Raw genomic sequence first — 22,973 nt, 5'->3', positions numbered from 1 at the left:
GAACTGGGCCGGCAACTCGCTCTGAAGCGTCCACATGACGCGATGTGCGACCCGATGCCTCTGGAGTCGGCCGTGCCGGGGAGCCCACCTCGCCCAGGGCACAGATAGGGCACAGACAGCCGGTGACGCTCAGGCACCGCGGACGCAGCCGGACAAGCGAAACACCCCGGTGGCCAGCGTTTCCGCTGGTCACCGGGGTGTTCTCCCAGTGTGGCAGATGAAGGATTCGAACCTTCGAAGGCAAAAGCCGACGGATTTACAGTCCGCTCCCATTGGCCGCTCGGGCAATCTGCCTGGGTTGTACGCGTGCCCCTGCGAAGGGGATCGCGACAGCAATAAACGATAGCGCAGGGCCTGGCGGCGTACGAAAACGGCACGAGGTTCTAGGGTGAAGGCACCACAGACCTGGTCAGAAGCTAGAGGAGAAGAGTCATGGCTGACTCATCGTTCGACATCGTGAGCAAGATCGACCGTCAGGAGGTCGACAACGCGCTGAGCCAGACCGCGCGCGAGGTCTCGACGCGGTTCGACTTCAAGGGGACCAACGCGACCATCGAGTGGAGCGGTGATCAGGCGATCGAGATCTCCGCCTCCGCCGACGACCGCGCCAGCGCGGTGCTCTCGGTCTTCCAGGACAAGCTGATCAAGCGCCAGCAGTCGCTGAAGATCCTCGACGCGAGCGAGCCGCGCCAGTCGGGGCAGCAGTCGAAGATCTCCATCACACTCAAGGAGGGCATCTCCTCCGAGGACGCGAAGAAGATCTCCAAGCTGATCCGCGACGAGGGCCCCAAGGGCGTCAAGGCGCAGATCCAGGGTGACGAGCTCCGCGTCTCCTCCAAGAAGCGCGACGACCTGCAGACCGTGATCTCGCTGGTCAAGGGGCAAGACCTCGACTTCGCGGTGCAGTTCATCAACTACCGCTGACCTCGTGGCCCACGGGCACCCGAAGGCCACCGCCGAGATCGATGCCCCGATCGAGGTGGTGTGGCGGGTGATGGTCGACACCCAGGCGTACGCCGCGTGGAACCCCTTCGTCGTCCGGGCCGAGACCGCTCAGCCGGCGGCGGTGGGCAACCCGATCGTCCTGCACGTGGCCTGGGCCAACGGCGCCCGCGCGCGCTCACCGGAGCGGATCTCGGCGCTCGAGGAGCCGGTCGTCGGCGAGGACGGGGTCGCGGAGGCGTACCTCGCCTATGTCTACGAGGGCTGGCCGGCGCGACTCGGCCTGGTCCGCGGCGTACGACACCAACGGCTGACGCAGCGACCCGGCGGTCCGACGCGATATGAGACCGTCGAGGAGTTCTCCGGTCCGCTGGTCGGACTGGCCGGTCCGGAGCGGGTCGCGGAGGGGTTCCGGCGGCACGCCGACGCCTTGAAGAGGCGCGCGGAGACGCTCAGGCGGTGAATGTGGACTTGACCACTAGATTGAGCGAAATTCTGCATTCATCTGCAAGAATGTGGTCGTGCGAGTATCTGCCAAGTCCGATTACGCTCTCCGCGCCCTCATCGAGATGGCTGTGCGCGAGGACGGAAAAGCTGTCAGCGCCGAGGAGCTCGGCCGCGCCCAGGAGATCCCTCACGGCTTCCTGCAGGCGATCCTCGCCGACCTCCGCAAGGCCGGCGTCGTCATCTCGCAGCGAGGCCAGTCAGGCGGCTGGCGGCTGGCTCGCAAGGCCTCGGACGTGTCCGTCGCCGATGTGATCCGCGCAGTCGACGGCCCGCTCGTCTCGGTCTACGGGCTGCGCCCAGAGGCGGTCACCTACAACGAGCGCGCCGATGTCCTCCAGCACGTCTGGATCGCCGCGCGCGACTCGCTCCGCGAGGTCTTCGAGAAGGTCTCCATCGCCGAGCTCGCCACCCGCGAGCTGCCCGACGAGGTCACCACCCGCACCGCCCGCGACGAGGCCTGGCTGCCTCACTGATCGGTCGGAATACCCGGTTAACCGGGTATCGCTGCACTTCTCAGGCATTGCAACACCTGAGAAGTGCAGGTTTCACCGGTTAACCGGGTATCGCACCACACCCCCTACGCCGCCGGCAAAGGCGCCCGCATCGTGTAAGCCCCAGGCGACGGCGTGACGAACACGTTGACCCCCTCCTCGAGCTGCAGAGCGCGGGCATGCGTACGCGTCAGCTCGGCGGTCACGACCTCACCGTCGTCGGTGAGGACCGTGAGGCGCACCTCGAAGCCGATCCGCAGGACCCGCGAGACCGTGCCCTCGAGCGAGTGCTCGGAGAGCGGCGATGGGGTGACCTCGACATCATGGGGCCGGATCAACGATCCGCCCAGCGTGGTCACGTCACCGAGGAACGACATCACGAAGTCGTTGGCGGGCTCGTCGTAGAGCTGCTCGGGGGTGCCGATCTGCTCGATGCCGCCCTGGTTGACGACGACGATCTCGTCGGCGACCTCGAGGGCCTCTTCCTGGTCGTGGGTCACGAAGACCGTGGTCACGTGCACCTCGTCATGGAGCCGGCGCAGCCACTCGCGCAGCTCCTTGCGCACCTTCGCGTCCAGCGCACCGAACGGCTCGTCGAGGAGCAGCACGGACGGCTCGATGGCCAGCGCACGCGCCAGCGCCATCCGCTGCCGCTGGCCGCCGGAGAGCTGTGAAGGCAGCCGGTTGGCGAACTGCGAGAGGTGCACGAGCTCGAGCAGCTCCGCGACCTTCGCCTGGATCTCGGCGCGAGGACGCTTGCGGATCTCCAGCCCGAAGGCGACGTTGCGAGCCACCGAGAGGTGCTTGAACGCGGCGTAGTGCTGGAAGACGAAGCCGACGTTGCGCTTCTGGACCGGCAGCGAGGTCGCGTCCTTGCCCTCGATCACCACCGATCCGGTGTCGGGTGTCTCCAGCCCGGCGATGACCCGCAGCAGAGTTGTCTTGCCACCGCCGGAGGGCCCGAGGAGGGCGGTCAGCTGCCCCGTCGGGATGGTCAGGTTGATGTCCTCCAGCGCGACGAAATCGCCGTAACGCTTGTTGACACCACTTACTTCGATGCTCATGGGATGCCCTTTCTTGTCAGAGTCTTTCAGCGCACGCGCGCACCACGGGCGCGCAGCGCGAAGACGATGAGGATGCAGACGACCGAGACGCTGGCGAGGAGGAAGGCGACGGCGTACGCGCCCTGCTGGTCGAAGTTCAGATACTTCTCCTCGACCGCGAGGGTGGCGGTGCGGGTCTGGCCGAGGACGTTGCCGGAGACGACCTTGACCGCACCGAACTCGCCCAACGAGCGGGCCAGGGTGAGCACGACGCCGTAGACGACGGCCCACTTGATGCCCGGCAGCGTGATCCGCCAGAACGTCTGCCACGAGCTGGCGCCCAAGGATGCGGCGGCCTGCTCCTGCTCGGTGCCGATCTCTTCGAGCACGGGGATGACCTCGCGGATCACCAGCGGCAGCGACACGAACGCGGTCGCCATGATGATCCCGGGCGTCGAGAAGATGACCTGGATCCCCGCCGACTCCAGGGTCGGCCCGAACCAGCCGTCGCGACCGCCGTAGACCAGCACGAGCGCCAGTCCGACGACGATCGGCGAGACCGACAGCGGCAGGTCGATCAGGGCGCTCAGGACGCGCTTGCCAGGAAATTCCGTACGCACCAGCAGCAGCGATATCGAGACACCGAAGACCAGGTTGATCAGCGTCGCCACCACCGCGGCGACACAGGTCAGCCGGATCGCCGCCATCATCTGCGGGTCGCTGAAGATGCTGGCGAAGGCCTCGGTCGTGAACCCGACGTCAGGCACATGGAAGGCGTTCCAGGCGACCAGGGTGACCGGCCACGCGACCAGCAGCCCCAGGTAGGCGATGACGATCAGCCGCAGGACGTACGTCAGTGGCGTCCGTGGCGCTCGACGGGTCTCAGCCACGACGGACCATCCTCCTCTGGATCAGGTCGAGGACGACGATCACGAGCAGCGAGACGACCAGCAGCATCGCCGCGATGGCCGCCGCGCCCTCCGAGTTGTCGTTCTCGATCGCCGACAAGATGCGTACCGAGGCGACCTCGGACTCGAACGGCAGGTTTCCGGAGAGCAGGACCAGGGAGCCGTACTCCCCCATCCCCCGCGCGAAGGAGAGCGCCGCTCCCGCCGCGATCGCCGGGGCCAGCGAGGGCAGGATGATCCGCCGGAACGTGGTGAGGCGAGAGGCTCCCAGAGAGGCCGCCGCCTCCTCCACGTCGGCGTCCAGCTCCTCGAGGACGGGCTGCACCATGCGTACGACGAACGGCAGGGTCACGAAGGCGAGCGCCAGGTAGACCGACATCGACGTATTCGCCCAGTGCAGACCGAGGGGCGACTCGGCACCGTAGAGCGAGAGCAGGACCAGGCCGGCGACGATCGTCGGCAGCGCGAACGGGATGTCGATGATCACCTCGAGCAGGCCTTTGCCCCAGAACCTGTCGCGCACCAGCACCCAGGCGATGACGGTGCCGATGACGACGTTGATCAGGGTCACCACGAGGGCCGACCGGATCGTCAGCAGGATCGCCGCGGCGGTCTGCTCGTTGGTGAGCTGGTCCGCGAAGGCGGACCAGCCGCCGGCCGAGGCCGTGATGATCACCGCGACCAAGGGGATGAGCACGAGCAGGCTGAACCAGAGCATCGTGATGCCCAGCCCGATGCCGCTGGCCATTGTCAGAGTGTTGGCCGGCCGGCTGCGACGTGGGGAGACCGGTGCAGTCGGCGCGGCCGTAGGGATGGTTGACGTCATGACCGGCTACTGCGAGGCCTTGCCGGACTTGGCGATGGAGTCGGTCACGATGCCGACGGCCTCCCCGTCCTCACCGGTGCCGAAGAGCTTCTCCTTGACGCCGGACCAGTCTCGGCCGCCGAAGTCGTTCTCCAGGGTGAGCAGCTGCTTCGGCGCCGGGAACGGGTCGGCCGGGTCCTTGGCGCCCTTGATGTCCTTCGGGTCGAGACCGATCGAGTCCCAGTCGACGACGCCGGGCTCGGCCGTGTTGACCGGACGGAAGCCGGTCAGCGCGAACTGCTTCTGGCCGCCCTCGGGGTCGAGGACGAAGTCGAGCCAGTCCTGCGCCGGCTCGGAGGCGTCTTTCGTGATCGCGCCGGGGTTCTCGATCAGCACCGTCGAGTCCGGGACGATGTATTCGAAGCCCTCGCCCTGCTGCGCCGCGAGGATCGCCTCGTTCTCATAGGCGAGCAGCACGTCACCCGTGCCGCCGAGGAAGGCGGTGGTGGCGTCGCGGCCGGAGTTTGTCAGGGTGACGACGTTCTTGAAGAGCTTGTCGAGGTAGGCCTTGCCCTCCTCCTCGGTGCCGCCGTTCTTCACCACGGAGCCCCAGGCGGCCAGCGCGTTCCAGCGGGCGGCTCCGGACGACGCCGGGTTGGCGGTGACCACACCGATGCCGGGCTTGGCCAGATCCTCCCAACCCTGGATGTTCTTCGGGTTGCCCTCACGGACACCGAGCACGACGACGGAGCTCGACACAATGCCCTTGTTGTCGCCGTCGTCCCACGAAGCATCGACGAGGCCGGCCTTCTCCAAGCGCTGTACGTCGGTGCCGACGGACAGGTGGACGTAGTCGGCCTTCAGGCCCGCCTCGACCGCACGACTCTGGTCGCCGGAAGCGCCGTAGGAGGTCTCGAAGGTGACGCCTTCGCCCTCGGGGGTCTTGTTGAACTCCTTGGCGATCGCCTTGTTGGCCGTCTCGGGGACGGCGAAACCCACGATGGAGATGGACTCAGCGTCACCTGAACCACCGGAGCCGCACGCGGTCAGCGCCAGCATCCCGACAGCAGCGAGCGCTGCCGTGACCTTGAACTTCCTCATCTGATTCCTCATCTCTTGCCCCAGCTGTGGGCCTTGCCGAGTCAAGGTCCATCGGATTACTAATGTTGAGCAGACTACTGGAATTAATCGATGACATGCGAAATCAGCCGATCGTTCCGTCCATCGGACGGAACGATCGTCGGCGTGGATCGACGCCGTCGCCCGCCAGGGCTAGGCGTCGGTGGTGCTCAGCGGAGCGAATCCGGCGCGCAGGACCTTGCGGCGGTGGTGGACAGCCTCGACGCTGAAGATGATCAGCGCGACCCAGACGATCGCGAAGCCGGCCCAGCGCCCGGGAGGCATCGCCTCGTGGGCGATGAAGACGCCGACAGCGAACTGCAGGATGGGCGCGAGGTACTGGAGCAGCCCGATCGTCACCATCGGCACCCGGATCGCGGCCGCGCCGAAGCAGGCCAGCGGCACCACGGTGGCGACTCCGAGGCTGAGCAGGAGGAAGACGTGGAGCGGGCCGTTCCCGGAGAGCGTGCCGTTCCCGGTGGTCTGGAGAGCGACGACGAGAGCGAGCGCGAACGGAGCCGTCACGGCGGTCTCGACGGCCAGCGACTCGAACGGACCGACTCCTGCGCTCTTCTTCAGCAGCCCGTAGGTGCCGAACGAGAACGCCAGCACCAGCGCCACCCACGGCAGCCGCCCGTAGTCGAAGGTGAGGACGAGGACCGCTGTGAAGGCGATCCCCAGCGCCACCCACTGCAGCTTCCGCATCCGCTCCCGCAGGATGATCACGCCCATCAACATCGTGACCAGCGGGTTCGTGAAGTAACCCAGGCTCGTCTCCACGATCCGCCCGTTGTTCACACCCCAGATGTACGTCACCCAGTTGATCGAGATCACCGCGGCCGCACCCGCCAGCAGCACCAGCTTGCGCCGGTCACGCAGGATCGCCGCCACCTGCTTGCGGCGCCCCACGATGAGCACCAGCGCTCCGGCCACGACGAGCGACCACAGGATCCGGTGCCCCAGGATCTCCCATGCACCGGCGGGTTCAAGAAGTGGGAAGTAGAGCGGGAACGCACCCCACATGATGTACGCCGCGGCGCCGAACATCACTCCACGCCGCTGCTCGTTCACGTCGTAACGGTACTGCCAGGGCCGGGAATCCCTTTACCGGATATCGCGCCGCGGGATTCCCCCCCGCCGAGCCCCCTGTGCTGATCGTCAGACGGAGCGGACCGCGACCGCGTCGGCGAAGGCCTCGAGAGCCGCGCGGACAGGTCCTTCGGAGAGCGGGGCGAGCGCGGCCTTGGCCTCCTCGGCACGGGCCTGGACGTAGGCGCGCGCCTCGGCCAGCGCCGGGTGGGCACGGAGGAGGGCGACACACTCGGCCAGAGCCGCATCGTCGGTGAGGTCGCTGTCGAGAAGCTCCAGGAGTCGGGCGTCGCCGGCGTCGGCGGAGCGGCGAGCAAGCAGCACCGGGAGCGTCGGGACCCCTTCGCGGAGGTCCGTACCCGGCGTCTTGCCTGACTCGTCTGAGTCGGAGTCGATGTCGAGGATGTCGTCGGAGAGCTGGAAGGCGACACCGACGATCTCGGCGTAGGCGACCAGCGCGTCCTGGATCTCCGGGGAGGCACCGCTGAACAGAGCGCCGTAACGGGCGGAGGTCGCGATGAGGGATCCGGTCTTGCCGGCCAGCACCTCGAGGTGGTGGTCGACGGGGTCGACACCCTCCTCGGGCGAGATGCCCTCGAGGATCTGGCCTTCGACGAGGCGACTGAACGCCTCAGCCTGGATGCGTACGGCGTCGGGGCCGAGCTGGGCGGTCAGCTCGGAGGACTTCGCGAACAGGAAGTCGCCGGTCAGGATCGCCACGTTGTTGTCGAAGCGGGCGTTGGCGGTGTTCTCACCGCGACGCAGGAGCGCCTCGTCCATGACGTCGTCGTGGTAAAGCGACGCCTGGTGGGTCAGCTCGACGACCGAGGCTGCCGTGAGCACCTCGGGAGCGCCGGCGTCAGGGCCGCACTCAGCTGCCAGGAGGACGAGCAGCGGACGGAACCGCTTGCCACCTGCCTCCAACAGGTGCGAGGCGGCTTCGGTGACGAATCGGGACCGGCTCTGGGTATGACCCGCCAGGTCCTTCTCGATCACGGCCAAGCGCGACCGCAGCCGCTGCTCGAGCTCGGGATCGGTGATCGGGAGGGCGAGGTCGGCGGTGGGAGTGGTGCTCACCCGATGAATCCTCCCGCATCCACCAACAGGCTGAGAACAGGGCCCGGAATTACACCCAACAGGACCGTCGCAACAGCGCTCAGTGCGATCACCACGGTGGTGGCGTAGGACGGTGTGACGACGGTGGCTGCATCGTCGTGCGCGTCGGTGAAGAACATCAGCATGATCACGCGTACGTAGAAGAAGACCGCGATGACGCTCGAGCCGATCGCGACCGCGACGACAGGCCACTGACCGGCGCCCAGCGCGACGGCGAAGACGCCCCACTTGCCGATGAAACCGGCGGTCAGCGGCAGCCCAGCCATCGAGAGCAGGAAGACGGCGAAGGTCCCCGCGACCCACGGGTTGGTACGCCCCAGGCCGGCCCAGCGGTCCAGCGAGCCGGCCTCGCCGTTGGGTCCTCGGACCATCGAGACGATCGCGAAGGCGCCGAGCGTCGCGAACCCGTAGGCGGTCAGGTAGAAGAGCACCGCCTGGGTCGACCCGAAGGAGTCGTTCTGCACGCCGAGGAGCCCGGTGAGCAGGAAGCCGGTGTGGGCCACCGCGGAGTAGCCGAGCATGCGCTTCACATCGGTCTGGACCACCGCGAAGGAGGCGCCCAGCAGCATCGTCAGCACCGCGACGACACCGATGGCCGGGCGCCAGATGTCACCCTCGGCGCCGAAGGCGACATAGAAGAGCCGCAGCATCGCGGCGAACGCGGCGATCTTGGTGGCCGCGCTCATCCATGCGGTGACCGGCGTCGGGGCGCCCTGGTAGACGTCGGGCGTCCAGGAGTGGAACGGCACCGCGCCGGTCTTGAACAGCAGCCCGACGGCCATCAGGCCGATGCCGAGCAGCAGCAGCGGGCTGGAGCCGTCCTCGGCGACCGCCGCGCCGATCTCCGACAGCGACATCGAGCCGGCGAAGCCGTAGACCAGCGCGAGACCGTAGAGGAAGATGCCGGAGGAGAACGCCCCGAGCAGGAAGTACTTCAGCGCCGCCTCCTGCGAGAGCAGCCGGCGACGGCGCGCCAGCCCGGTGAGCAGGTAGAGCGGGAGCGAGAGCACCTCGAGGGCCACGAAGAGCATCAGCAGGTCGCCGGAGACGCAGAAGAGCATCATCCCGCCGACCGCGAACATCATCAGCGGATAGACCTCGGTGTGCTCCAGCCCTCGCTGGGAGGCCGTGCGCTCGGCAGGAGTGCCGGGCAGCGCCGCTGCCTGACCCGCGAAGGCACTCACGCCGTTGTCGAGACGGCGCTCGGCGAAGAGCGCGACACCGCCGAGCGAGACCAGCAGCACCAGCCCCTGAGAGAAGACTCCGGGTCCGTCGACGATGAGGGCTCCCTCGCCGGTCGCGACGCCCAGGTGCGGGCCGGCGCCGACCATCACGGTTCCGGCGAGCGCGGCGGCGAGCCCGACCAGCGCCAGGGAGACCTGGGTGTTGAACCGCGCGGCGCGCGGCGCGAAGGCCTCCACCACGACACCGGTGCAGGCGACGCCGAGCACCAGCAGGACGGGCCAGAGGGTGGCGTACGAAATTCCGGGAGACTCGAACATCGCGTCACTCACCTGCCTGGATGACATCAACAAGAGGAGCTACGACCGGTTGGGCCGCTGAGATCAGCGGGCCGGGGACGAAGCCGAAGAAGAGAAGAGCGACCAGCAGAGGCGTGATCACGCCGATCTCCCGCCGATTCAGGTCGGCGACCGGCTGCTTGGAGAGTTGAGGCGGTCCGGTGAAGATCCGCTGGTAGGCCCACAGCACGTAGATCGCGGCGAGCACGATCGCGGAGACCGCGATGACGCCGACCAGCCAGTGATAGTCGAATGCGCTGATCAGGACCAGGATCTCGGAGACGAACTGGGAGAGCCCCGGAAGACCGGCGGTGGCCAGACCGGCGATGAGGAACGTGCCGGCGAGCACCGGTGTCGCCTTCTCGAGCCCACGCATCGACGAGATCGACGCGGTGCCCTTGCGGGTGATCAGGAACCCGGCGATCAGGAACATCGCCGCGGTCGCGACACCGTGGTTGACCATGTAGAGGATCGACCCGACCAGGCCCTCGCGGGTGGCCGCGAAGATGCCGAGCGTGATCAGTCCGAAGTGGCTCAGCGAGGTGAGACCGATCAGGCGGAGCAGATCGTCCTGCCCGATCGCCAGGACCGCGCCGTAGACGATCGAGATCAGCGCCAGGACCACGACGACCGGGGTCGCCCAGGCGGACGCCTCCGGGACCAGGCCCAGGCAGAGCCGGATCATGGCGAAGGTGCCGATCTTGTCGAGGATGCACACCAGAAGCACCGACGTCGCCGGGGTCGCCTGCTCGGTCGTGTCCGCCAGCCAGGTGTGCACCGGGAACAGCGGCGCCTTGACCGCGAACGCGATGAACATCGCTACGAAGATCCAGCGCTCAGCCGTGGTGCCGATGTCGAGCTGGGCGAGGTCACTGATCAGGTAGGACGGCGGGCCGGCCTGCGAGGAGACGACGTAGAAGCCGATCAGCGCACCGAGCAGCACCAGGCCACCACCGAGCTGGAACATCAGGAACTTGACCGCGGCCTTGGCCCGACCGGGGCCGCCGTTCTGGCCGATCATGAAGTACGCCGGGATCAGCGTGGCCTCGAAGGCGATGTAGAAGAGGAACAGATCACCGGCGAGGAAGGTGAGCAGGGCGAAGGCTTCCAGGGCCAGCGCCCAGGCGTACCACCGCTTGTCGTGGTCCTTGACCGCCGCCACCATCACCAGCGGCACCAGGACGACGGTCAGCATCACCATCAGCTTGCCGAAGCCGTCCATCTCGAGCGCCCAGTGGACGCCGAGCGGCTCCATCCAGACGCGGTCGGTGTCGGGGGCCGTGAACATCGTCACGATGCCGGCGATCAGGGTCGCGACCGCGAAGCCGAAGGCCCACATCTTGGGCCGCGCCGGCATCACCGCAGTGACCAGCGCGCCCGCGAAGGGAATCAGGACGAGGATTGTCAGCATCAGTTGACCACCAGGATCGCGAGGGCCACCAGCACAGTGCCGCCGAGGACGGAGAGGGCGTAGGAGCGTACGTAACCGGTCTGTGCCTTGCGGAGCTCACCGGCGATCGCCGCGAGGGCGATCGGGCCACCGCTCATCAGGCCGTCGACCACGTACTTGTCGGTCGCGACGGCACCGCGGGTGAGCGCCAGTCCGGGCGGGACCACGACGTCCTCGACGTGCGGGACGTGCAGGTAGGGGGTCGGCTCGGTCGTGGTCGGGCGGCGCCCGAAGACGAACCCGGCGGCCGCGACCCCGATCGCGACGACCAGCACCGCGAGGACAGACGTCGCCCAGACCGGGAGCGGGCCGTGGTGCTCGGCGTGGCCGATGGCGACCACCGGCTCGAGCCAGTGCTCGATCCATCCGCCCAGAGTGAAGAGCCCACCGAGGACCGACAGTGCGGCGAGGACGACGAGCGGACCGGTCATGATCCGCGGCGACTCGTGCGGATGTACGCCCTCGGGCCAGCGCTTGCGGCCGAAGAAGGCGAGCATCATCAGGCGGGTCATGTAGAACGCGGTCACACCGGCGGCCAGGAGGGCGATGACGCCCACCAGCCAGCTCTCTGCGAAGGCCACCTCGAGGATCTTGTCCTTGGACCAGAAGCCGGCGAAGCCGGGGAACCCGATGATCGCCAGGTAGCCCATCGCGAAGGTCACGAACGTCACCGGGAGGGCCCGACTCAGGGCGCCGTAGTGCTTGAGGTTCACGTCGTCGTTCATGCCGTGCATCAGGGACCCTGCCCCGAGGAACATGTTGGCCTTGAAGAAGCCGTGGGTGAGCAGGTGGAAGATCGCGAACGCGTAGCCGGGGCCACCCAGGCCGGCGGCCAGCATCATGTAGCCGATCTGGCTCATCGTCGAGCCGGCCAGCACCTTCTTGATGTCGTCCTTCACGCAGCTGATCGCGGCACCCCAGATGATCGTCACCAGGGCGACGATCACGACGGCTGTCGAGGCGACCTCGGCGGCGTCGAAGATCGCACTCGACCTGACGATCAGATAGACGCCCGCCGTGACCATCGTGGCTGCGTGGATCAGCGCGGAGACCGGTGTCGGACCCTCCATCGCGTCCAGCAGCCAGCCCTGCAGCGGCACCTGCGCGGACTTGCCGCAGGCACCGACGAGCAGCAGGATGCCGAGCCAGTTGAGGGTCGAGGTCGCGACGCCACCGGCTCCTTCGTTGGTCACCATCAGCTGGTCCGAGATCACCGAGAAGGACGTGGACCCGAAGGTGACGAAGGACAGGGCGATCGCCAGCGAGAGACCCATGTCGCCGACCCGGTTCATCACGAACGCCTTCTTGGCAGCAGCAGCCGCCGACGGCTTGTGCTGCCAGAAGCCGATCAGCAGGTAGGACGCCAGACCGACGCCCTCCCAGCCGAGGAAGAGGCCGACGTAGTTCTCCGCCAGCACCAGCATCAGCATCGCGGCGAGGAACAGGTTGAGGTAGCCGAAGAACCGGGTGCGTCGCTCGTCGTCGGCCATGTAACCGACCGAGTAGACGTGGATCAGCGTGCCGACACCGGTGATGAGCAGCAGGAACAGGCTGGAGAGCTGGTCGTAGAGGAGATCCATCCCGACACTGAGGTCGCCTGTGTCGAACCAGGTGTAGAGGTGCTGGACGACCTGCCTGCTCTCCTCGTCGCGACCGAGGGTGGCGATGAAGAGGACGAGCGACAGCACGAAGGACGCACCCGCGAGCCCGACCGCGAGCCAATGCCCGATCCGGTCGAAGAGTGCCGGCGCCAGCGGGCGCCCGATCAGGATCAGGGTCGCACCGGCGAGGGGCAGCGCGATGACAAGCCAGATCAGCGAGAAGACGCCGCTGGCCTCGACAGGGTTCACCACTTGAGCATCCTTGGCTCGTCGACCGAAGCCGTGTTTCTGGTGCGGAAGATGGTCATGATGATCGCCAGCCCGACGACCACCTCAGCGGCAGCGACGACCATCACGAAGAACGCGGTCACCTGCCCGTCGAGGTTGCCGTGCATCCGGCTGAACGCGACCAGGGCCAGGTTCGCCGCGTTGAGCATCAGCTCGACGCACATGAAGACGACGATCGCGTTGCGCCTGGTCAGCACCCCGATGGTGCCGATCGTGAAGAGGATGGCCGACAGGATGACGTACGCCGTGGTGTTGTCTGTCATTCGCCCTGCCCCTCTTCATCCGAACCGACCCCGTTGGTCGAGCTCGTCGAGACCCCGCCGGCGAGGATCGCCGGGACCGACTTCGTGCTGTGCGACCCGTCCGGCAGCAGCGCCGGGGTGTCGTTGCTGTTGTGGCGCGCGAAGGTGCCCGGTGGGGGCAGCGGGCCGAGGTGCTTGCCGCTCTTCGCGTAGTCGGCGACGCGCCTCTGCGCCAGGTCGGTCTGGGTCTGCTTCGGTTCGATCCGCTCCCGGTGGGCCAGCACCATCGCGCCGATCGCGGCGGTGATCAGCAGCGCGCTGGTCGCCTCGAAGGCGATCACGTAGCGGGAGAAGAGAAGGTCGGCGAGGCGCTGTACGTTGCCGCCCTCGTTGGCGCTGGACAATCCGCGCATCGTGCCGATGCTCGCCTGGCCGACGCCCGTGACGAGGATCGCCCCGAGCCCGACGCCGAGGACGACCGCGAGCACCTTCTGGCCCGCGATCGTCTCCTTCAGGGCGTCGGAGGTGTCGACCCCGACCAGCATGATCACGAACAGGAACAGCATCAGGATCGCGCCGGTGTAGACCACGATCTGCACCGCGAACAGGAACGGCGCCTCAAGCATCGCGTAGATCATCGCGAGCCCGATCATGACGACCGCCAACGAGAGCGCGGCGTGCACGGGCTTGCGCGCGAACAGGAGCCCCAGCGCCGCGATCACCATGACCGAGGCGAGGATCACGAAGCTCATCGAGTCGTCTCCTCGGGCTCCGGCGCGTAGTAGGAGGTGTCGTCGTTGCCCAGGAACATCGGGTGCGGAGGCGCCTCCATCCCGTCCTCGAGCGGCGCGAGCAGATCCTGCTTCTCGTAGATCAGGCTCTCGCGCGAGGTGTCGGCGAGCTCGTACTCGTTCGTCATCGTCAGCGCTCGGGTCGGGCAGGCCTCGATGCAGAGACCGCACAGGATGCAGCGCAAGTAGTTGATCTGGTAGACGCGGCCGTAGCGCTCCCCCGGCGAGTAGCGCTCCTCCTCGGTGTTCTCGGCGCCCTCGACGTAGATGGCGTCGGCGGGGCAGGCCCACGCGCACAGCTCGCACCCGATGCACTTCTCCAAGCCGTCGGCGTGGCGGTTGAGCTGGTGTCGACCGTGGAAGCGCTCCTCGGTCGGCTCCTTCTGCTGCGGGTACTGCTCGGTGACCGGCTTCTTGAACTGTGTCTTGAAGGTCACCGCGAACCCGCTGACCGGGTCCCAGAACCGCTCCTTGAACGTGCGGTCGTCCTTGCTCACTTTGCCTCCTCAGGCAGTGCATCCTCAGGAGAGGGGAGAATGCGTACGCCACTTCTCGTCGGCTCCACGGCGCTCGGTCCGAACACCAGCGGCTGGGCGGCGCCGCGCACGGCCCCACCCTGGGGCAGCGCGGGCGTCGGGTAGCCGCCGGGCGCCTCGGTGACCTGGGGCTCCTTCTCCGGGAGCCGGTTGAGGAAGCCGAGCACGACCACCACGGTGACAACCAGGCCGAAGCCGAAGAGGATCCAGTTGGGGCTGAATTCGCCCTGGATCGCGGACATCTTGATCACCGCGACGATGACGATCCAGGCGAGGCTCGCGGGAAGGAGGACCTTCCAGCCGAGCGACATGAACTGGTCGTAGCGCAGCCGCGGCAGCGTGCCGCGCAGCCAGATGAAGACCCAGATGAAGAAGAACATCTTCAGGAAGAACCAGAGCACCGGCCAGTAGCCCTCGTTGGCACCGGCCCAGACTGTGCCGAGGCCGAACGGTGCCCGCCAACCGCCCAGGAAGAGCGTGGTGGCGAGCGCGCAGACGGTGGCCATGTTGATGTATTCGGCCAGGAAGAAGAGCGCGAACTTCAGGCTGGAGTACTCGGTGTGGAAACCACCGACCAGCTCACCCTCGGCCTCGGGCAGGTCGAACGGCGCGCGGTTGGTCTCGCCGACCATCGAGATGCAGTAGATCAGGAAGGACGGCAGCAGCAGGGCCCCGAACCACCAGTCCTTCTGAGCCTCGACGATCTGGCTCGTGGACAGGCTCCCGGCCATCAGGAAGACGGTGACGAGCGCCAGGCCCATCGAGACCTCGTAGGAGATCATCTGGGCGCTGCTTCGCAGGCCACCGAGCAGGGAGTAGGTCGAGCCCGAGGCCCAGCCACCGAGCACGATCCCGTAGATGCCGATGCTGGCGATCGCCATCACGAACAGCACCGCGACCGGCATGTCGGTCAGCTGCAGAGGCGTCTGTACGCCGAAGAAGTTGACCTCGGGTCCGAACGGGATCACCGAGAACGTCACGAAGGCCGGCACCGTGGCCAGGATCGGCGCGGTGATGAAGACGATCTTGTCGGCCTTCTCCGGGGTCAGGTCCTCCTTCAGCGCCAGCTTCACACCGTCGGCGAGCGACTGGAGCAGACCGAACGGTCCGTGCCGGTTGGGGCCGATGCGGTGCTGCATCCGGGCCACGACCTTGCGCTCCCACCAGATGTTGAACAGCGTCAGCACGACGCAGACCACGAAGACCAGCAGGACCTTGATCGCGATGATCCACCAGGGGTCCTGACCGAACTGCTCCAGCCCGTTCACTTGGCCCCCTCCACGCTCACGGTTGACCCTGGCGAGGCCAGATCGGCCCATACGCCGCGGCCGAACGAGTTGGTCGGCACCCAGATCGTGCCCTCGGCCAGCTCCCCAGGAAGCGCCGGGAGCGTCCAGCTCCCCCGGTCACCGGTGATCGTCACGACGTCGCCGAGCTGCTCGTGGAGCGCCGCCGGGATCCGTACGAACGCCGGGCGCGCGGTCGCGGCCAGTGCCTTGTCGCCGCTCTGCAGCGTCCCGTTGTCGAGCATCAGGCGCCAGGTCGCGAGGCGGAAAGCACTCCCGTCGGTCGAGCCGCCGGAGCCGCTGGGCGGAGGCGTGTCGAGACCAACACGGTCCCCTGTCGCGCTCGATGCGACCGTGTTGGTCTCGACACCGCTCGCTGCGCTCGCGGGCTCGACCAGCGAGGTCGCGATGTGGCCGAGGACCTCGGCGTCGGAGTAGGCGGCCGGCTTGTCGAAGACCTTCACGAACGGGCGGCGGCGGCCCTCCCAGGTGACGAAGGTGCCGGCCTTCTCCGAGGCGGCGGCGACAGGGAGCACGACGTCGGCGCGCTCGGTCACCGCGGTGACCCGCTGCTCGAGGCTGACCACGAAGCCGGCCTGGTCGAGAGCCGCCAGGAAGGCGGCGGGGTCGGCGGTGTCGTCGGGGTCGACCCCGGCGATCAGCAGCGCGTCGAGGCCACTTCGGACGATGGCCTCGGCGTCGAGACCACCTTCGCCGGGAAGCAGGCCGGCCTCGACCGCACCTCGGTCACCGGCGCGACGCGGCACCCAGGCGAGCCTGGCACCGGTGCGGTCGGCGAGCTCGGCGGCGGCGGTGTAGGCACCGGGACTGGTCGCCAGTCGCTCGCCGACCAGGATCACCGAAGCCTCGGTGACGTCGCTGACCTGCGACAACCCCTCCGCGTCAGCACCGGGGGCGGTCAGGACGACCGCGGCTCCGAGCTTGCGGGAGCCCTCCGATGCGTACGGGCTCAGGGCGGTGATCCGCAGGCCCTGCTGGTTGGCCTTGCGCAAGCGCAGGAACAGGGTGCCGGCCTCGTCCTCGGGCTCGAGCCCGACGAGGATCACGTGGTCGGCTGCGTCGAGGTCGGCGTAGGTGAGCGAGGTGCTGGCCACCCGTGAGCGCAGGAACCCCGTCTCCTCCTCCGACAGCGGACGCGAGCGGAAGTCGATGTGCGGGGTGCGAAGCGCCTCGCGGGCGAAGGTGGCGTACGCCTTCGCGTCCTCCAGTGTCAGCCGGCCACCGGGCAGCACGCCTACGGAGCCGGCAGCGGCCAGACCCTTGGCGGCGACAGCGACTGCCTCCAACCAGGACGCGGGCCGGAGCTCGCCGTCCTCACGCACCATCGGAGAGGCGAGCCGCTCCCGGACGACATAGCGGAAGCCGAAGCGGTCCTTGTCGGAGATCCACTCCTCGTTGACCTCGGGGTCGTTGCCGGCGAGGCGGCGCATGACCTTGCCGCGGCGGTGGTCGATGCGGATCGCGGCGCCGCACGCGTCGTGCTCGGCGACGCCCGGCGTCGAGACCAGGTCGAAGGGACGGGCCCGGAACCGGTAGTCGTCGGAGGTCAGCGCACCGACCGGGCAGATCTGGATGACGTTGCCGGAGAAGTAGGACGAGAACGGCTTGTCGTCGGCGATGCCGATCTGCTGCTGCGCGCCACGCTGGATCAGCGCGATCCCGGGGTCGCCCGGGATCTCGGCGGCGAAACGGGTGCAGCGCTGGCAGACGATGCACCGCTCCCGGTCGAGCAGGACGTTGGGGCTCAGGTTGATGGGCTTGGGGAACGTACGCTTCGTCCCCTCGAACCGGGTCTCCCCCTGGCCGTGGGACATGGCCTGGTTCTGCAGCGGGCACTCGCCGCCCTTGTCGCACACCGGGCAGTCCAACGGGTGGTTGACCAGGAGAAACTCCATGATCCCCTGCTGCGCCTTCACGGCCGTGGAGTTCTGCGTCTCCACCACCATGCCCTCGGCGACCGGGATCGTGCAGGAGGCCTGCGGCTTCGGGAAGCCGCGGCCGTTGCCGGCGTCGGGGATGTCGACGAGACACTGCCGGCACGCGCCGACGGGCGCGAGCAGCGGGTGGTCGCAGAACCGCGGGATCTCGATCCCGACCTGCTCGGCCGCCCGGATCACCAGCGTGCCCTCGGGCACGGTCACGTCATGTCCGTCGATCTTGACGGTCACATCGGTCACTGCACTGCCTCCGCCCATGCGGTCGACTTCTTGGGGTCGAACGGACAGCCACCCTGCTCCAGGTGGGCCAGGTATTCGTCCCGGAAGTATTGGATCGAGCTCGTGATCGGGCTCGTCGCGCCATCACCCAACGCGCAGAACGAGCGGCCGAGGATGTTGTCGCACTGGTCGAGCAGCAGGTCGAGGTCCTCGGGCTTGCCGTCGCCCTTCTCCAGCCGCTCCAGCACCTGCACCAGCCACCAGGTGCCCTCTCGGCACGGCGTGCACTTGCCGCAGGACTCGTGCTTGTAGAACTCAGTCCACCGCAGCACCGCCCGCACCACGCACACCGAGTCGTCGAAGATCTGCAGCGCGCGGGTGCCGAGCATCGAGCCGGCCGCCTGCACCCCTTCGAAGTCCAGCGTCACGTCGAGGTGCTCTTGGGTGAACAACGGGGTCGAGGAGCCACCCGGGGTCCAGAACTTCAGCTCGTGACCCTCGCGTACGCCGCCGGCCAGCTCGATCAGCTTGCGCAGCGTGATGCCGAGCGGGGCCTCGTACTGGCCCGGTCGCTTGACGTGGCCGGAGAGCGAGAAGATGCCGACGCCGGCGGACTTCTCGGTGCCCATGCCGGCGAACCAGTCGGCGCCGTTCTTCACGATCGCGGGCACCGAGGCGATCGACTCGGCGTTGTTGATCACGGTCGGGCTCGCGTAGAGACCGGCCACTGCGGGGAACGGCGGACGCAGCCTGGGCTGGCCGCGGCGCCCCTCGAGCGAGTCGAGCAGCGCGGTCTCCTCGCCACAGATGTAGGCCCCGGCGCCGGCGTGCACGACCAGCTCGAGGTCGTAGCCGGAGCCGTGGATGTTCTTGCCCAGGTGGCCGGCGGCGTAGGCCTCACGGACCGCGGCCTGCAGCCGCCGGATCACGTGCAGCACCTCACCGCGTACGTAGATGAAGGCTCGCTCCGCCCGGATGGCGTAGGAGGAGATGATCACGCCCTCCACCAGGGTGTGCGGGCTCGCCATCATCAGCGGGATGTCCTTGCACGTGCCGGGCTCGGACTCGTCGGCGTTGACCACCAGGTAGCGCGGCTTGGGGTTCTCGGGGTCGGACGGCGGCAGGAAGCCCCACTTCACCCCGGTCGGGAAGCCGGCGCCACCGCGGCCGCGGAGCCCGGAGTCCTTGACCATCGTCTGCACGTCCTCGGGAGGCAGCCCGAGTGCGACGTCGAGCGCGTCGTAGCCGCCCTGCTGGGCGTAGGCGGGCAGCGTCCAGGCCCGCTCGTCGCCCCAGTTGCTGGTCAGCACCGGGGTGAGAGTGTCAGTCATCGGACGCCTCCTCGGCGATCGTCTCCGACTCGGCGCGACTGGTGTCGGCCACCTCGACGGCCTCGGGCAGCTCCTCCGGTACGTCGGCGGAGCCGTGGGCATCGCCGGGCGCAGCCCAGCCGCGCTCGCGGGCGAGCTCTAGTCCGACAACCGACGCCGACCCGGCAGCGGGCCCCTCGTCGACGAGCCCGTCCTCGAAGCCGGCCAGGACCCGCTCGGCCTCGCGCCAGCTCGTGAGCCGGGCGCCTCGCGAAGCCACGACCTCGCGGCCCTCGCGCAGGTCGTCGACCAGCTGCGAGGCCGACTCCGGGGTCTGGTTGTCGAAGAACTCCCAGTTGACCATCACCACCGGCGCGTAGTCGCAAGCTGCGTTGCACTCGATGTGCTCGAGCGTGATCGCGCCATCGGCGGTGGTCTCGTCGTTGCCCACCTCGAGCTTCTCTCGCAGGCAGGCGAAGATCTCGTCGCCGCCCATGACCGCGCACAGCGTGTTGGTGCAGACGCCGACGTGGTGAGTGCCGACGGGATGGCGCTTGTACATCGTGTAGAAGGTCGCCACGCCGCTCACCTCGGCCGGGGTCAGACCCAGGACATCGGCGCAGGCCTGGATGCCCTCGGGAGTGACCCGGCCCTCGACCGACTGCACCAAGTGGAGCATCGGCAGCAGCCCGGAACGCGCCTGGGGGTAGCGGGCCGCGATCTCACGCAGCTCGTCGAAGGTCTCTGCAGCAAGCGTCATCGGTCGACGCCTCCCATCACCGGGTCGATGGACGCGATCGCCACGATCACGTCGGCGACCATGCCGCCCTCGGACATGACGCTCGTGGCCTGAAGATTGGTGAACGACGGGTCCCGGAAGTGGACCCGGTAGGGCTTGGTGCCGCCGTCGCTGACCACGTGGGCGCCGAGCTCTCCGCGCGGCGACTCGATCGCGACGTACGCCTGGCCTGCCGGCACCCGGAAACCCTCGGTCACCAGCTTGAAGTGGTGGATCAGTGCCTCCATCGACTCGCCCATGATGTGGCGGATGTGGTCGAGGGAGTTGCCTTGGCCGTCGGCTCCGACCGAGAGCTGAGAGGGCCAGGCGATCTTCTTGTCGGCCACCATGACGGGCGCGCCGTCGAGATCCTTCAGCCGCTTGAGCGCCTGCTCCATGATCCGCAGCGACTCCCACATCTCGGCCAGCCGGATCCGGAACCGACCGTAGGAGTCGCAGGTGTCCCAGGTGATGACCTCGAACTCGTAGTCCTCATACCCGCAGTAGGGCTGGGTCTTGCGCAGGTCCCACGGGTAGCCGGTCGAGCGCAGGACCGGGCCGGTGAGGCCGAGCGCGAGACAGCCCTCCAGGTCGAGGTAGCCGACCTGCTCCAGGCGACCCTTGAAGATCGGGTTGGCGTTGCAGAGCGCGGCGTACTCGGTCAGCCGCTTCTTCATCAGCTCGATGAACTCGCTCACCCGCGCGACGGTGCCGTCCGGCAGGTCCTGGGCGATGCCGCCCGGACGGATGTAGGCGTGGTTCATCCGCAGACCGGTGATGAACTCGAACAGGTCCAGGCACAGCTCACGCTCGCGGAAACCGATCGTCATCACGGTCAGCGCGCCGAGCTCCATGCCGCCGGTCGCGATCGCCACCAGGTGGGAGGAGATCCGGTTGAGCTCCATCAGCAGGACCCGGACGACGTCGGCCTTCTCCGGCACCTCGGCGCCGATGCCGAGCAGCTTCTCCACCCCGAGGACGTACGCAGTCTCGTTGAAGATCGGCGAGAGGTAGTCCATCCGGGTGACGAAGGTCGTGCCCTGGGTCCAGGCGCGGTACTCCAGGTTCTTCTCGATGCCCGTGTGGAGGTAGCCGATCCCGGCCCTCGCCTCGGTGACGGTCTCGCCCTCGAGCTCGAGGATCAACCGGAGCACCCCGTGGGTCGAGGGGTGCTGGGGACCCATGTTGACGATGATCCGCTCGTCCTTGACGTCCTTGAGAGCGTCGGTCAGGTCGTCCCAGTCCTGGCCGGTGACGGTGAACGTACGCGCGTCGTCAGCGTCTGTCGCGGTCATGAGTAGCTCCTGCGAGTGTCCGGCGGCGGGATGGTCGCGCCCTTGTATTCCACGGGGATCCCACCGAGCGGGTAGTCCTTGCGCTGCGGGTGACCGGGCCAGTCGTCGGGCATCAGGATCCTGGTCAGACCCGGGTGGCCGTCGAAGACGATCCCGAACATGTCGTAGGTCTCCCGCTCGTGCCAGTCGAGCGTCGGGTAGATGGCCACCGCGCTCGGCACGTGCGGGTCGTCGTCGGGAGCCGAGGTCTCGATCCGCACCCGGCGGTTGTAGGTCATCGAGAGCAGGTGGTAGACCGCGTGCAGCTCGCTGCCCACATTCTCTTGGCCTTGCTCAGCGGGGTAATGCACCCCGGAGACCCCGGAGCAGAGCTCGAAGCGCAGCTCGTCGCGGAGCACCTGCAGGGCCTCGAGCAGCCGCTCGCGGCGTACGTGAAAGGTGAGCTCTCCACGGTGGATGACCGCCTCCGCCTCGGTGAAGGCGAGGGCGTCGGCGAGCTCCTTGAACCAGCCGCCGTAGGGCTGGACCCCGACGTCGCTGGTGCGGCTCGGCATCGCGTGCTGGCGGGTGAGACCGCCGTAGCCGCTGGTGTCGCCGGTGTCCTCCACGCCGAACATGCCACTGTTCTGGCCACTGTTCTGGTCGTTCACCTCAGGAGTCCCGTCTGGTCGATCAGCGGCAGCTGGCGCAGCGCGGCGGTCTCGTTGACGACCTCCTCGCGCTCGGCGTTGACGCCCAGCGAGGTGCCCTGGATCTTGTCGTGGAGCTTGAGGATCGCGTCGATCAGCATCTCGGGCCGCGGCGGGCAGCCGGGGAGATACATGTCGACGGGCACGATGTGGTCGACGCCCTGGACGATCGCGTAGTTGTTGAACATGCCGCCGCTGCTGGCGCAGACGCCCATCGCGAGCACCCACTTCGGCTCGGGCATCTGGTCGTAGATCTGGCGCAGGACCGGCGCCATCTTCTGGCTCACCCGGCCCGCCACGATCATCAGGTCGGCCTGGCGCGGCGAGGCGCGGAAGACCTCCATGCCGTATCTGGCCAGGTCGTACTTAGGCCCGCCGCTCGTCATCATCTCGATGGCGCAGCAGGCCAGCCCGAACGTCGCCGGCCACAGGCTCGCCTTGCGGAAGTATCCGGCCATTCCTTCGACCGTGGTCAGAAGTACGCCGGAGGGAAGCTTTTCTTCGAGACCCATCAGTCCCAGTCCAATCCGCCGCGGCGCCACACATAGGCGTACGCCACGAACACCGTCAGCAGGAACAGGCCCATCTCCGCGAGGCCGAACCATCCCATCGCGTCGAACCTGACGGCCCACGGGTAGAGAAAGATGATCTCGATGTCGAAGATGATGAAGAGCATCGCGGTGATGTAGTACTTCACCGGGAAGCGACCGCCCAGCGCCTGAGGCGTGGCCTCGATCCCGCACTCGTAGGGATCCGCCTTGGCTTGGTTGGCACGTCTCGGTCCGACGACCGAGCTCATGATCACCGAACCGACCGCGAAGAGCGTCGCCAGTCCCGCCAACGCGAGCACCGGCACGTAGAGCTCCATCTCGCCTCCTACCCTGAGCGACCCACCCCTTCTTGAGACTTTGTGAATGGAATCACAATGTGGGCCAACTCACATCCTGCCACTCCTGTGGCGGAATGCAAGTCGGTTGCTGAAATGGCGCG

At 67.7% G+C, this 22,973-nt stretch carries 23 protein-coding genes and 1 tRNA gene; 3 read left to right on the top strand and 21 right to left on the bottom strand.

What is annotated here, in order from left to right; genetic code table 11:
• Positions 1-211 precede the first annotated feature (211 nt).
• A tRNA-Tyr gene (locus BJ988_RS26815) sits at positions 212-294 on the bottom strand.
• A 138-nt stretch (positions 295-432) separates the two neighbouring features.
• Here BJ988_RS26815 and BJ988_RS26810 point away from each other — a divergent pair.
• From BJ988_RS26810 to BJ988_RS26800, 3 genes are read left to right on the top strand one after another with little or no spacing between them, the layout of a single operon-like run.
• Positions 433-924 carry a YajQ family cyclic di-GMP-binding protein gene (locus BJ988_RS26810; protein WP_179660881.1) on the top strand — a complete coding sequence of 164 codons (492 nt, stop codon included), beginning with the start codon at positions 433-435 and terminating at the stop codon, positions 922-924.
• Between the two features lie 4 nt (positions 925-928).
• A complete protein-coding gene (locus tag BJ988_RS26805; protein ID WP_179660880.1) occupies positions 929-1,405 on the top strand; it encodes an SRPBCC family protein in 477 nt (158 codons plus the stop codon).
• Between the two features lie 58 nt (positions 1,406-1,463).
• Positions 1,464-1,922: an Rrf2 family transcriptional regulator gene (locus BJ988_RS26800; RefSeq protein ID WP_179660879.1), complete on the top strand. Its 459-nt coding sequence runs from the start codon at positions 1,464-1,466 to the stop codon at positions 1,920-1,922.
• A 104-nt stretch (positions 1,923-2,026) separates the two neighbouring features.
• Here the strand turns inward: BJ988_RS26800 and BJ988_RS26795 are convergent, their stop codons facing one another.
• The 20 genes from BJ988_RS26795 to BJ988_RS26700 form a co-directional block, all read right to left on the bottom strand.
• Positions 2,027-3,004 carry a sulfate/molybdate ABC transporter ATP-binding protein gene (locus tag BJ988_RS26795; RefSeq protein ID WP_179660878.1) on the bottom strand — a complete coding sequence of 326 codons (978 nt, stop codon included), beginning with the start codon at positions 3,002-3,004 and terminating at the stop codon, positions 2,027-2,029.
• A gap of 26 nt (positions 3,005-3,030) precedes the next feature.
• Positions 3,031-3,873 (bottom strand): sulfate ABC transporter permease subunit, encoded by an 843-nt coding sequence (locus BJ988_RS26790; protein WP_179660877.1) that lies wholly within the window; start codon positions 3,871-3,873, stop codon positions 3,031-3,033.
• On the bottom strand, positions 3,866-4,639 hold the full coding sequence (gene cysT / locus BJ988_RS26785; protein ID WP_246321584.1) for a sulfate ABC transporter permease subunit CysT: 774 nt from the start codon (positions 4,637-4,639) through the stop codon (positions 3,866-3,868). The genes BJ988_RS26790 and cysT overlap by 8 nt, the downstream gene beginning before the upstream one ends.
• Positions 4,640-4,723: 84 nt before the next feature.
• Positions 4,724-5,797, bottom strand: coding sequence for a sulfate ABC transporter substrate-binding protein (locus tag BJ988_RS26780; protein ID WP_179660875.1), 1,074 nt, complete (start codon positions 5,795-5,797; stop codon positions 4,724-4,726).
• Positions 5,798-5,968: 171 nt separating this feature from the next.
• Positions 5,969-6,886: an EamA family transporter RarD gene (rarD, locus tag BJ988_RS26775; RefSeq protein ID WP_179660874.1), complete on the bottom strand. Its 918-nt coding sequence runs from the start codon at positions 6,884-6,886 to the stop codon at positions 5,969-5,971.
• Positions 6,887-6,973: 87 nt separating this feature from the next.
• Positions 6,974-7,981, bottom strand: coding sequence for a polyprenyl synthetase family protein (locus BJ988_RS26770; protein WP_179660873.1), 1,008 nt, complete (start codon positions 7,979-7,981; stop codon positions 6,974-6,976).
• Positions 7,978-9,522 carry an NADH-quinone oxidoreductase subunit NuoN gene (gene nuoN / locus BJ988_RS26765; protein WP_179660872.1) on the bottom strand — a complete coding sequence of 515 codons (1,545 nt, stop codon included), beginning with the start codon at positions 9,520-9,522 and terminating at the stop codon, positions 7,978-7,980. Before nuoN ends, BJ988_RS26770 begins: the two co-directional genes overlap by 4 nt.
• A 4-nt stretch (positions 9,523-9,526) precedes the next feature.
• Complete coding sequence (locus BJ988_RS26760) at positions 9,527-10,951, bottom strand: complex I subunit 4 family protein (protein WP_179660871.1); 1,425 nt, start codon at positions 10,949-10,951, stop codon at positions 9,527-9,529.
• Positions 10,951-12,843, bottom strand: coding sequence for an NADH-quinone oxidoreductase subunit L (gene nuoL / locus BJ988_RS26755; RefSeq protein WP_179660870.1), 1,893 nt, complete (start codon positions 12,841-12,843; stop codon positions 10,951-10,953). Before nuoL ends, BJ988_RS26760 begins: the two co-directional genes overlap by 1 nt.
• Entirely contained in the window at positions 12,837-13,142 is a 306-nt protein-coding gene (gene nuoK / locus BJ988_RS26750; protein WP_008356449.1) for an NADH-quinone oxidoreductase subunit NuoK, read from the bottom strand. The genes nuoL and nuoK overlap by 7 nt, the downstream gene beginning before the upstream one ends.
• Positions 13,139-13,873, bottom strand: coding sequence for an NADH-quinone oxidoreductase subunit J (locus BJ988_RS26745; protein WP_179660869.1), 735 nt, complete (start codon positions 13,871-13,873; stop codon positions 13,139-13,141). Before BJ988_RS26745 ends, nuoK begins: the two co-directional genes overlap by 4 nt.
• The gene (gene nuoI / locus BJ988_RS26740; protein WP_179660868.1) at positions 13,870-14,409 is read right to left on the bottom strand and encodes an NADH-quinone oxidoreductase subunit NuoI; all 540 of its coding nucleotides are present in this window, start codon (positions 14,407-14,409) and stop codon (positions 13,870-13,872) included. Before nuoI ends, BJ988_RS26745 begins: the two co-directional genes overlap by 4 nt.
• Positions 14,406-15,716: an NADH-quinone oxidoreductase subunit NuoH gene (nuoH, locus tag BJ988_RS26735; protein WP_179660867.1), complete on the bottom strand. Its 1,311-nt coding sequence runs from the start codon at positions 15,714-15,716 to the stop codon at positions 14,406-14,408. Before nuoH ends, nuoI begins: the two co-directional genes overlap by 4 nt.
• Positions 15,713-17,950 (bottom strand): NADH-quinone oxidoreductase subunit G, encoded by a 2,238-nt coding sequence (locus BJ988_RS26730; RefSeq protein WP_179660866.1) that lies wholly within the window; start codon positions 17,948-17,950, stop codon positions 15,713-15,715. The genes nuoH and BJ988_RS26730 overlap by 4 nt, the downstream gene beginning before the upstream one ends.
• The gene (nuoF, locus tag BJ988_RS26725) at positions 17,929-19,242 is read right to left on the bottom strand and encodes an NADH-quinone oxidoreductase subunit NuoF (protein WP_179660865.1); all 1,314 of its coding nucleotides are present in this window, start codon (positions 19,240-19,242) and stop codon (positions 17,929-17,931) included. The genes BJ988_RS26730 and nuoF overlap by 22 nt, the downstream gene beginning before the upstream one ends.
• Complete coding sequence (gene nuoE, locus BJ988_RS26720) at positions 19,235-19,981, bottom strand: NADH-quinone oxidoreductase subunit NuoE (protein WP_179660864.1); 747 nt, start codon at positions 19,979-19,981, stop codon at positions 19,235-19,237. The genes nuoF and nuoE overlap by 8 nt, the downstream gene beginning before the upstream one ends.
• Entirely contained in the window at positions 19,978-21,294 is a 1,317-nt protein-coding gene (locus tag BJ988_RS26715; RefSeq protein WP_179660863.1) for an NADH-quinone oxidoreductase subunit D, read from the bottom strand. The genes nuoE and BJ988_RS26715 overlap by 4 nt, the downstream gene beginning before the upstream one ends.
• Positions 21,291-21,944 (bottom strand): NADH-quinone oxidoreductase subunit C, encoded by a 654-nt coding sequence (locus BJ988_RS26710; protein WP_179660862.1) that lies wholly within the window; start codon positions 21,942-21,944, stop codon positions 21,291-21,293. The genes BJ988_RS26715 and BJ988_RS26710 overlap by 4 nt, the downstream gene beginning before the upstream one ends.
• Entirely contained in the window at positions 21,941-22,495 is a 555-nt protein-coding gene (locus BJ988_RS26705) for a NuoB/complex I 20 kDa subunit family protein (protein WP_179660861.1), read from the bottom strand. The genes BJ988_RS26710 and BJ988_RS26705 overlap by 4 nt, the downstream gene beginning before the upstream one ends.
• Positions 22,495-22,851: an NADH-quinone oxidoreductase subunit A gene (locus BJ988_RS26700; RefSeq protein WP_179660860.1), complete on the bottom strand. Its 357-nt coding sequence runs from the start codon at positions 22,849-22,851 to the stop codon at positions 22,495-22,497. Before BJ988_RS26700 ends, BJ988_RS26705 begins: the two co-directional genes overlap by 1 nt.
• Between the last annotated feature and the right edge of the window lie 122 nt (positions 22,852-22,973).

It is taken from the genome of Nocardioides panzhihuensis, assembly GCF_013408335.1.
In the GTDB taxonomy this organism is placed as follows: domain Bacteria; phylum Actinomycetota; class Actinomycetes; order Propionibacteriales; family Nocardioidaceae; genus Nocardioides; species Nocardioides panzhihuensis.
Note: the sequence above shows the minus strand (reverse complement) of the source record. Positions and strands in the feature narration are given on the sequence as shown.

What these genes read in the sequence shown, in the direction of transcription:
- BJ988_RS26810 (WP_179660881.1), top strand. Translation starts at nt 433, where the DNA reads ATGGCTGACTCATCGTTCGACATCGTGAGCAAGATCGACCGTCAGGAG.
- BJ988_RS26780 (WP_179660875.1), bottom strand. Translation starts at nt 5,797, where the DNA reads ATGAGGAAGTTCAAGGTCACGGCAGCGCTCGCTGCTGTCGGGATGCTG.
- BJ988_RS26700 (WP_179660860.1), bottom strand. Translation starts at nt 22,851, where the DNA reads ATGGAGCTCTACGTGCCGGTGCTCGCGTTGGCGGGACTGGCGACGCTC.
- nuoN (WP_179660872.1), bottom strand. Translation starts at nt 9,522, where the DNA reads ATGTTCGAGTCTCCCGGAATTTCGTACGCCACCCTCTGGCCCGTCCTG.
- nuoF (WP_179660865.1), bottom strand. Translation starts at nt 19,242, where the DNA reads ATGACTGACACTCTCACCCCGGTGCTGACCAGCAACTGGGGCGACGAG.
- BJ988_RS26715 (WP_179660863.1), bottom strand. Translation starts at nt 21,294, where the DNA reads ATGACCGCGACAGACGCTGACGACGCGCGTACGTTCACCGTCACCGGC.
- BJ988_RS26705 (WP_179660861.1), bottom strand. Translation starts at nt 22,495, where the DNA reads ATGGGTCTCGAAGAAAAGCTTCCCTCCGGCGTACTTCTGACCACGGTC.
- BJ988_RS26745 (WP_179660869.1), bottom strand. Translation starts at nt 13,873, where the DNA reads ATGAGCTTCGTGATCCTCGCCTCGGTCATGGTGATCGCGGCGCTGGGG.
- BJ988_RS26760 (WP_179660871.1), bottom strand. Translation starts at nt 10,951, where the DNA reads ATGCTGACAATCCTCGTCCTGATTCCCTTCGCGGGCGCGCTGGTCACT.
- nuoK (WP_008356449.1), bottom strand. Translation starts at nt 13,142, where the DNA reads ATGACAGACAACACCACGGCGTACGTCATCCTGTCGGCCATCCTCTTC.
- BJ988_RS26730 (WP_179660866.1), bottom strand. Translation starts at nt 17,950, where the DNA reads ATGGGCGGAGGCAGTGCAGTGACCGATGTGACCGTCAAGATCGACGGA.
- BJ988_RS26795 (WP_179660878.1), bottom strand. Translation starts at nt 3,004, where the DNA reads ATGAGCATCGAAGTAAGTGGTGTCAACAAGCGTTACGGCGATTTCGTC.
- cysT (WP_246321584.1), bottom strand. Translation starts at nt 4,639, where the DNA reads ATGGCCAGCGGCATCGGGCTGGGCATCACGATGCTCTGGTTCAGCCTG.
- nuoE (WP_179660864.1), bottom strand. Translation starts at nt 19,981, where the DNA reads ATGACGCTTGCTGCAGAGACCTTCGACGAGCTGCGTGAGATCGCGGCC.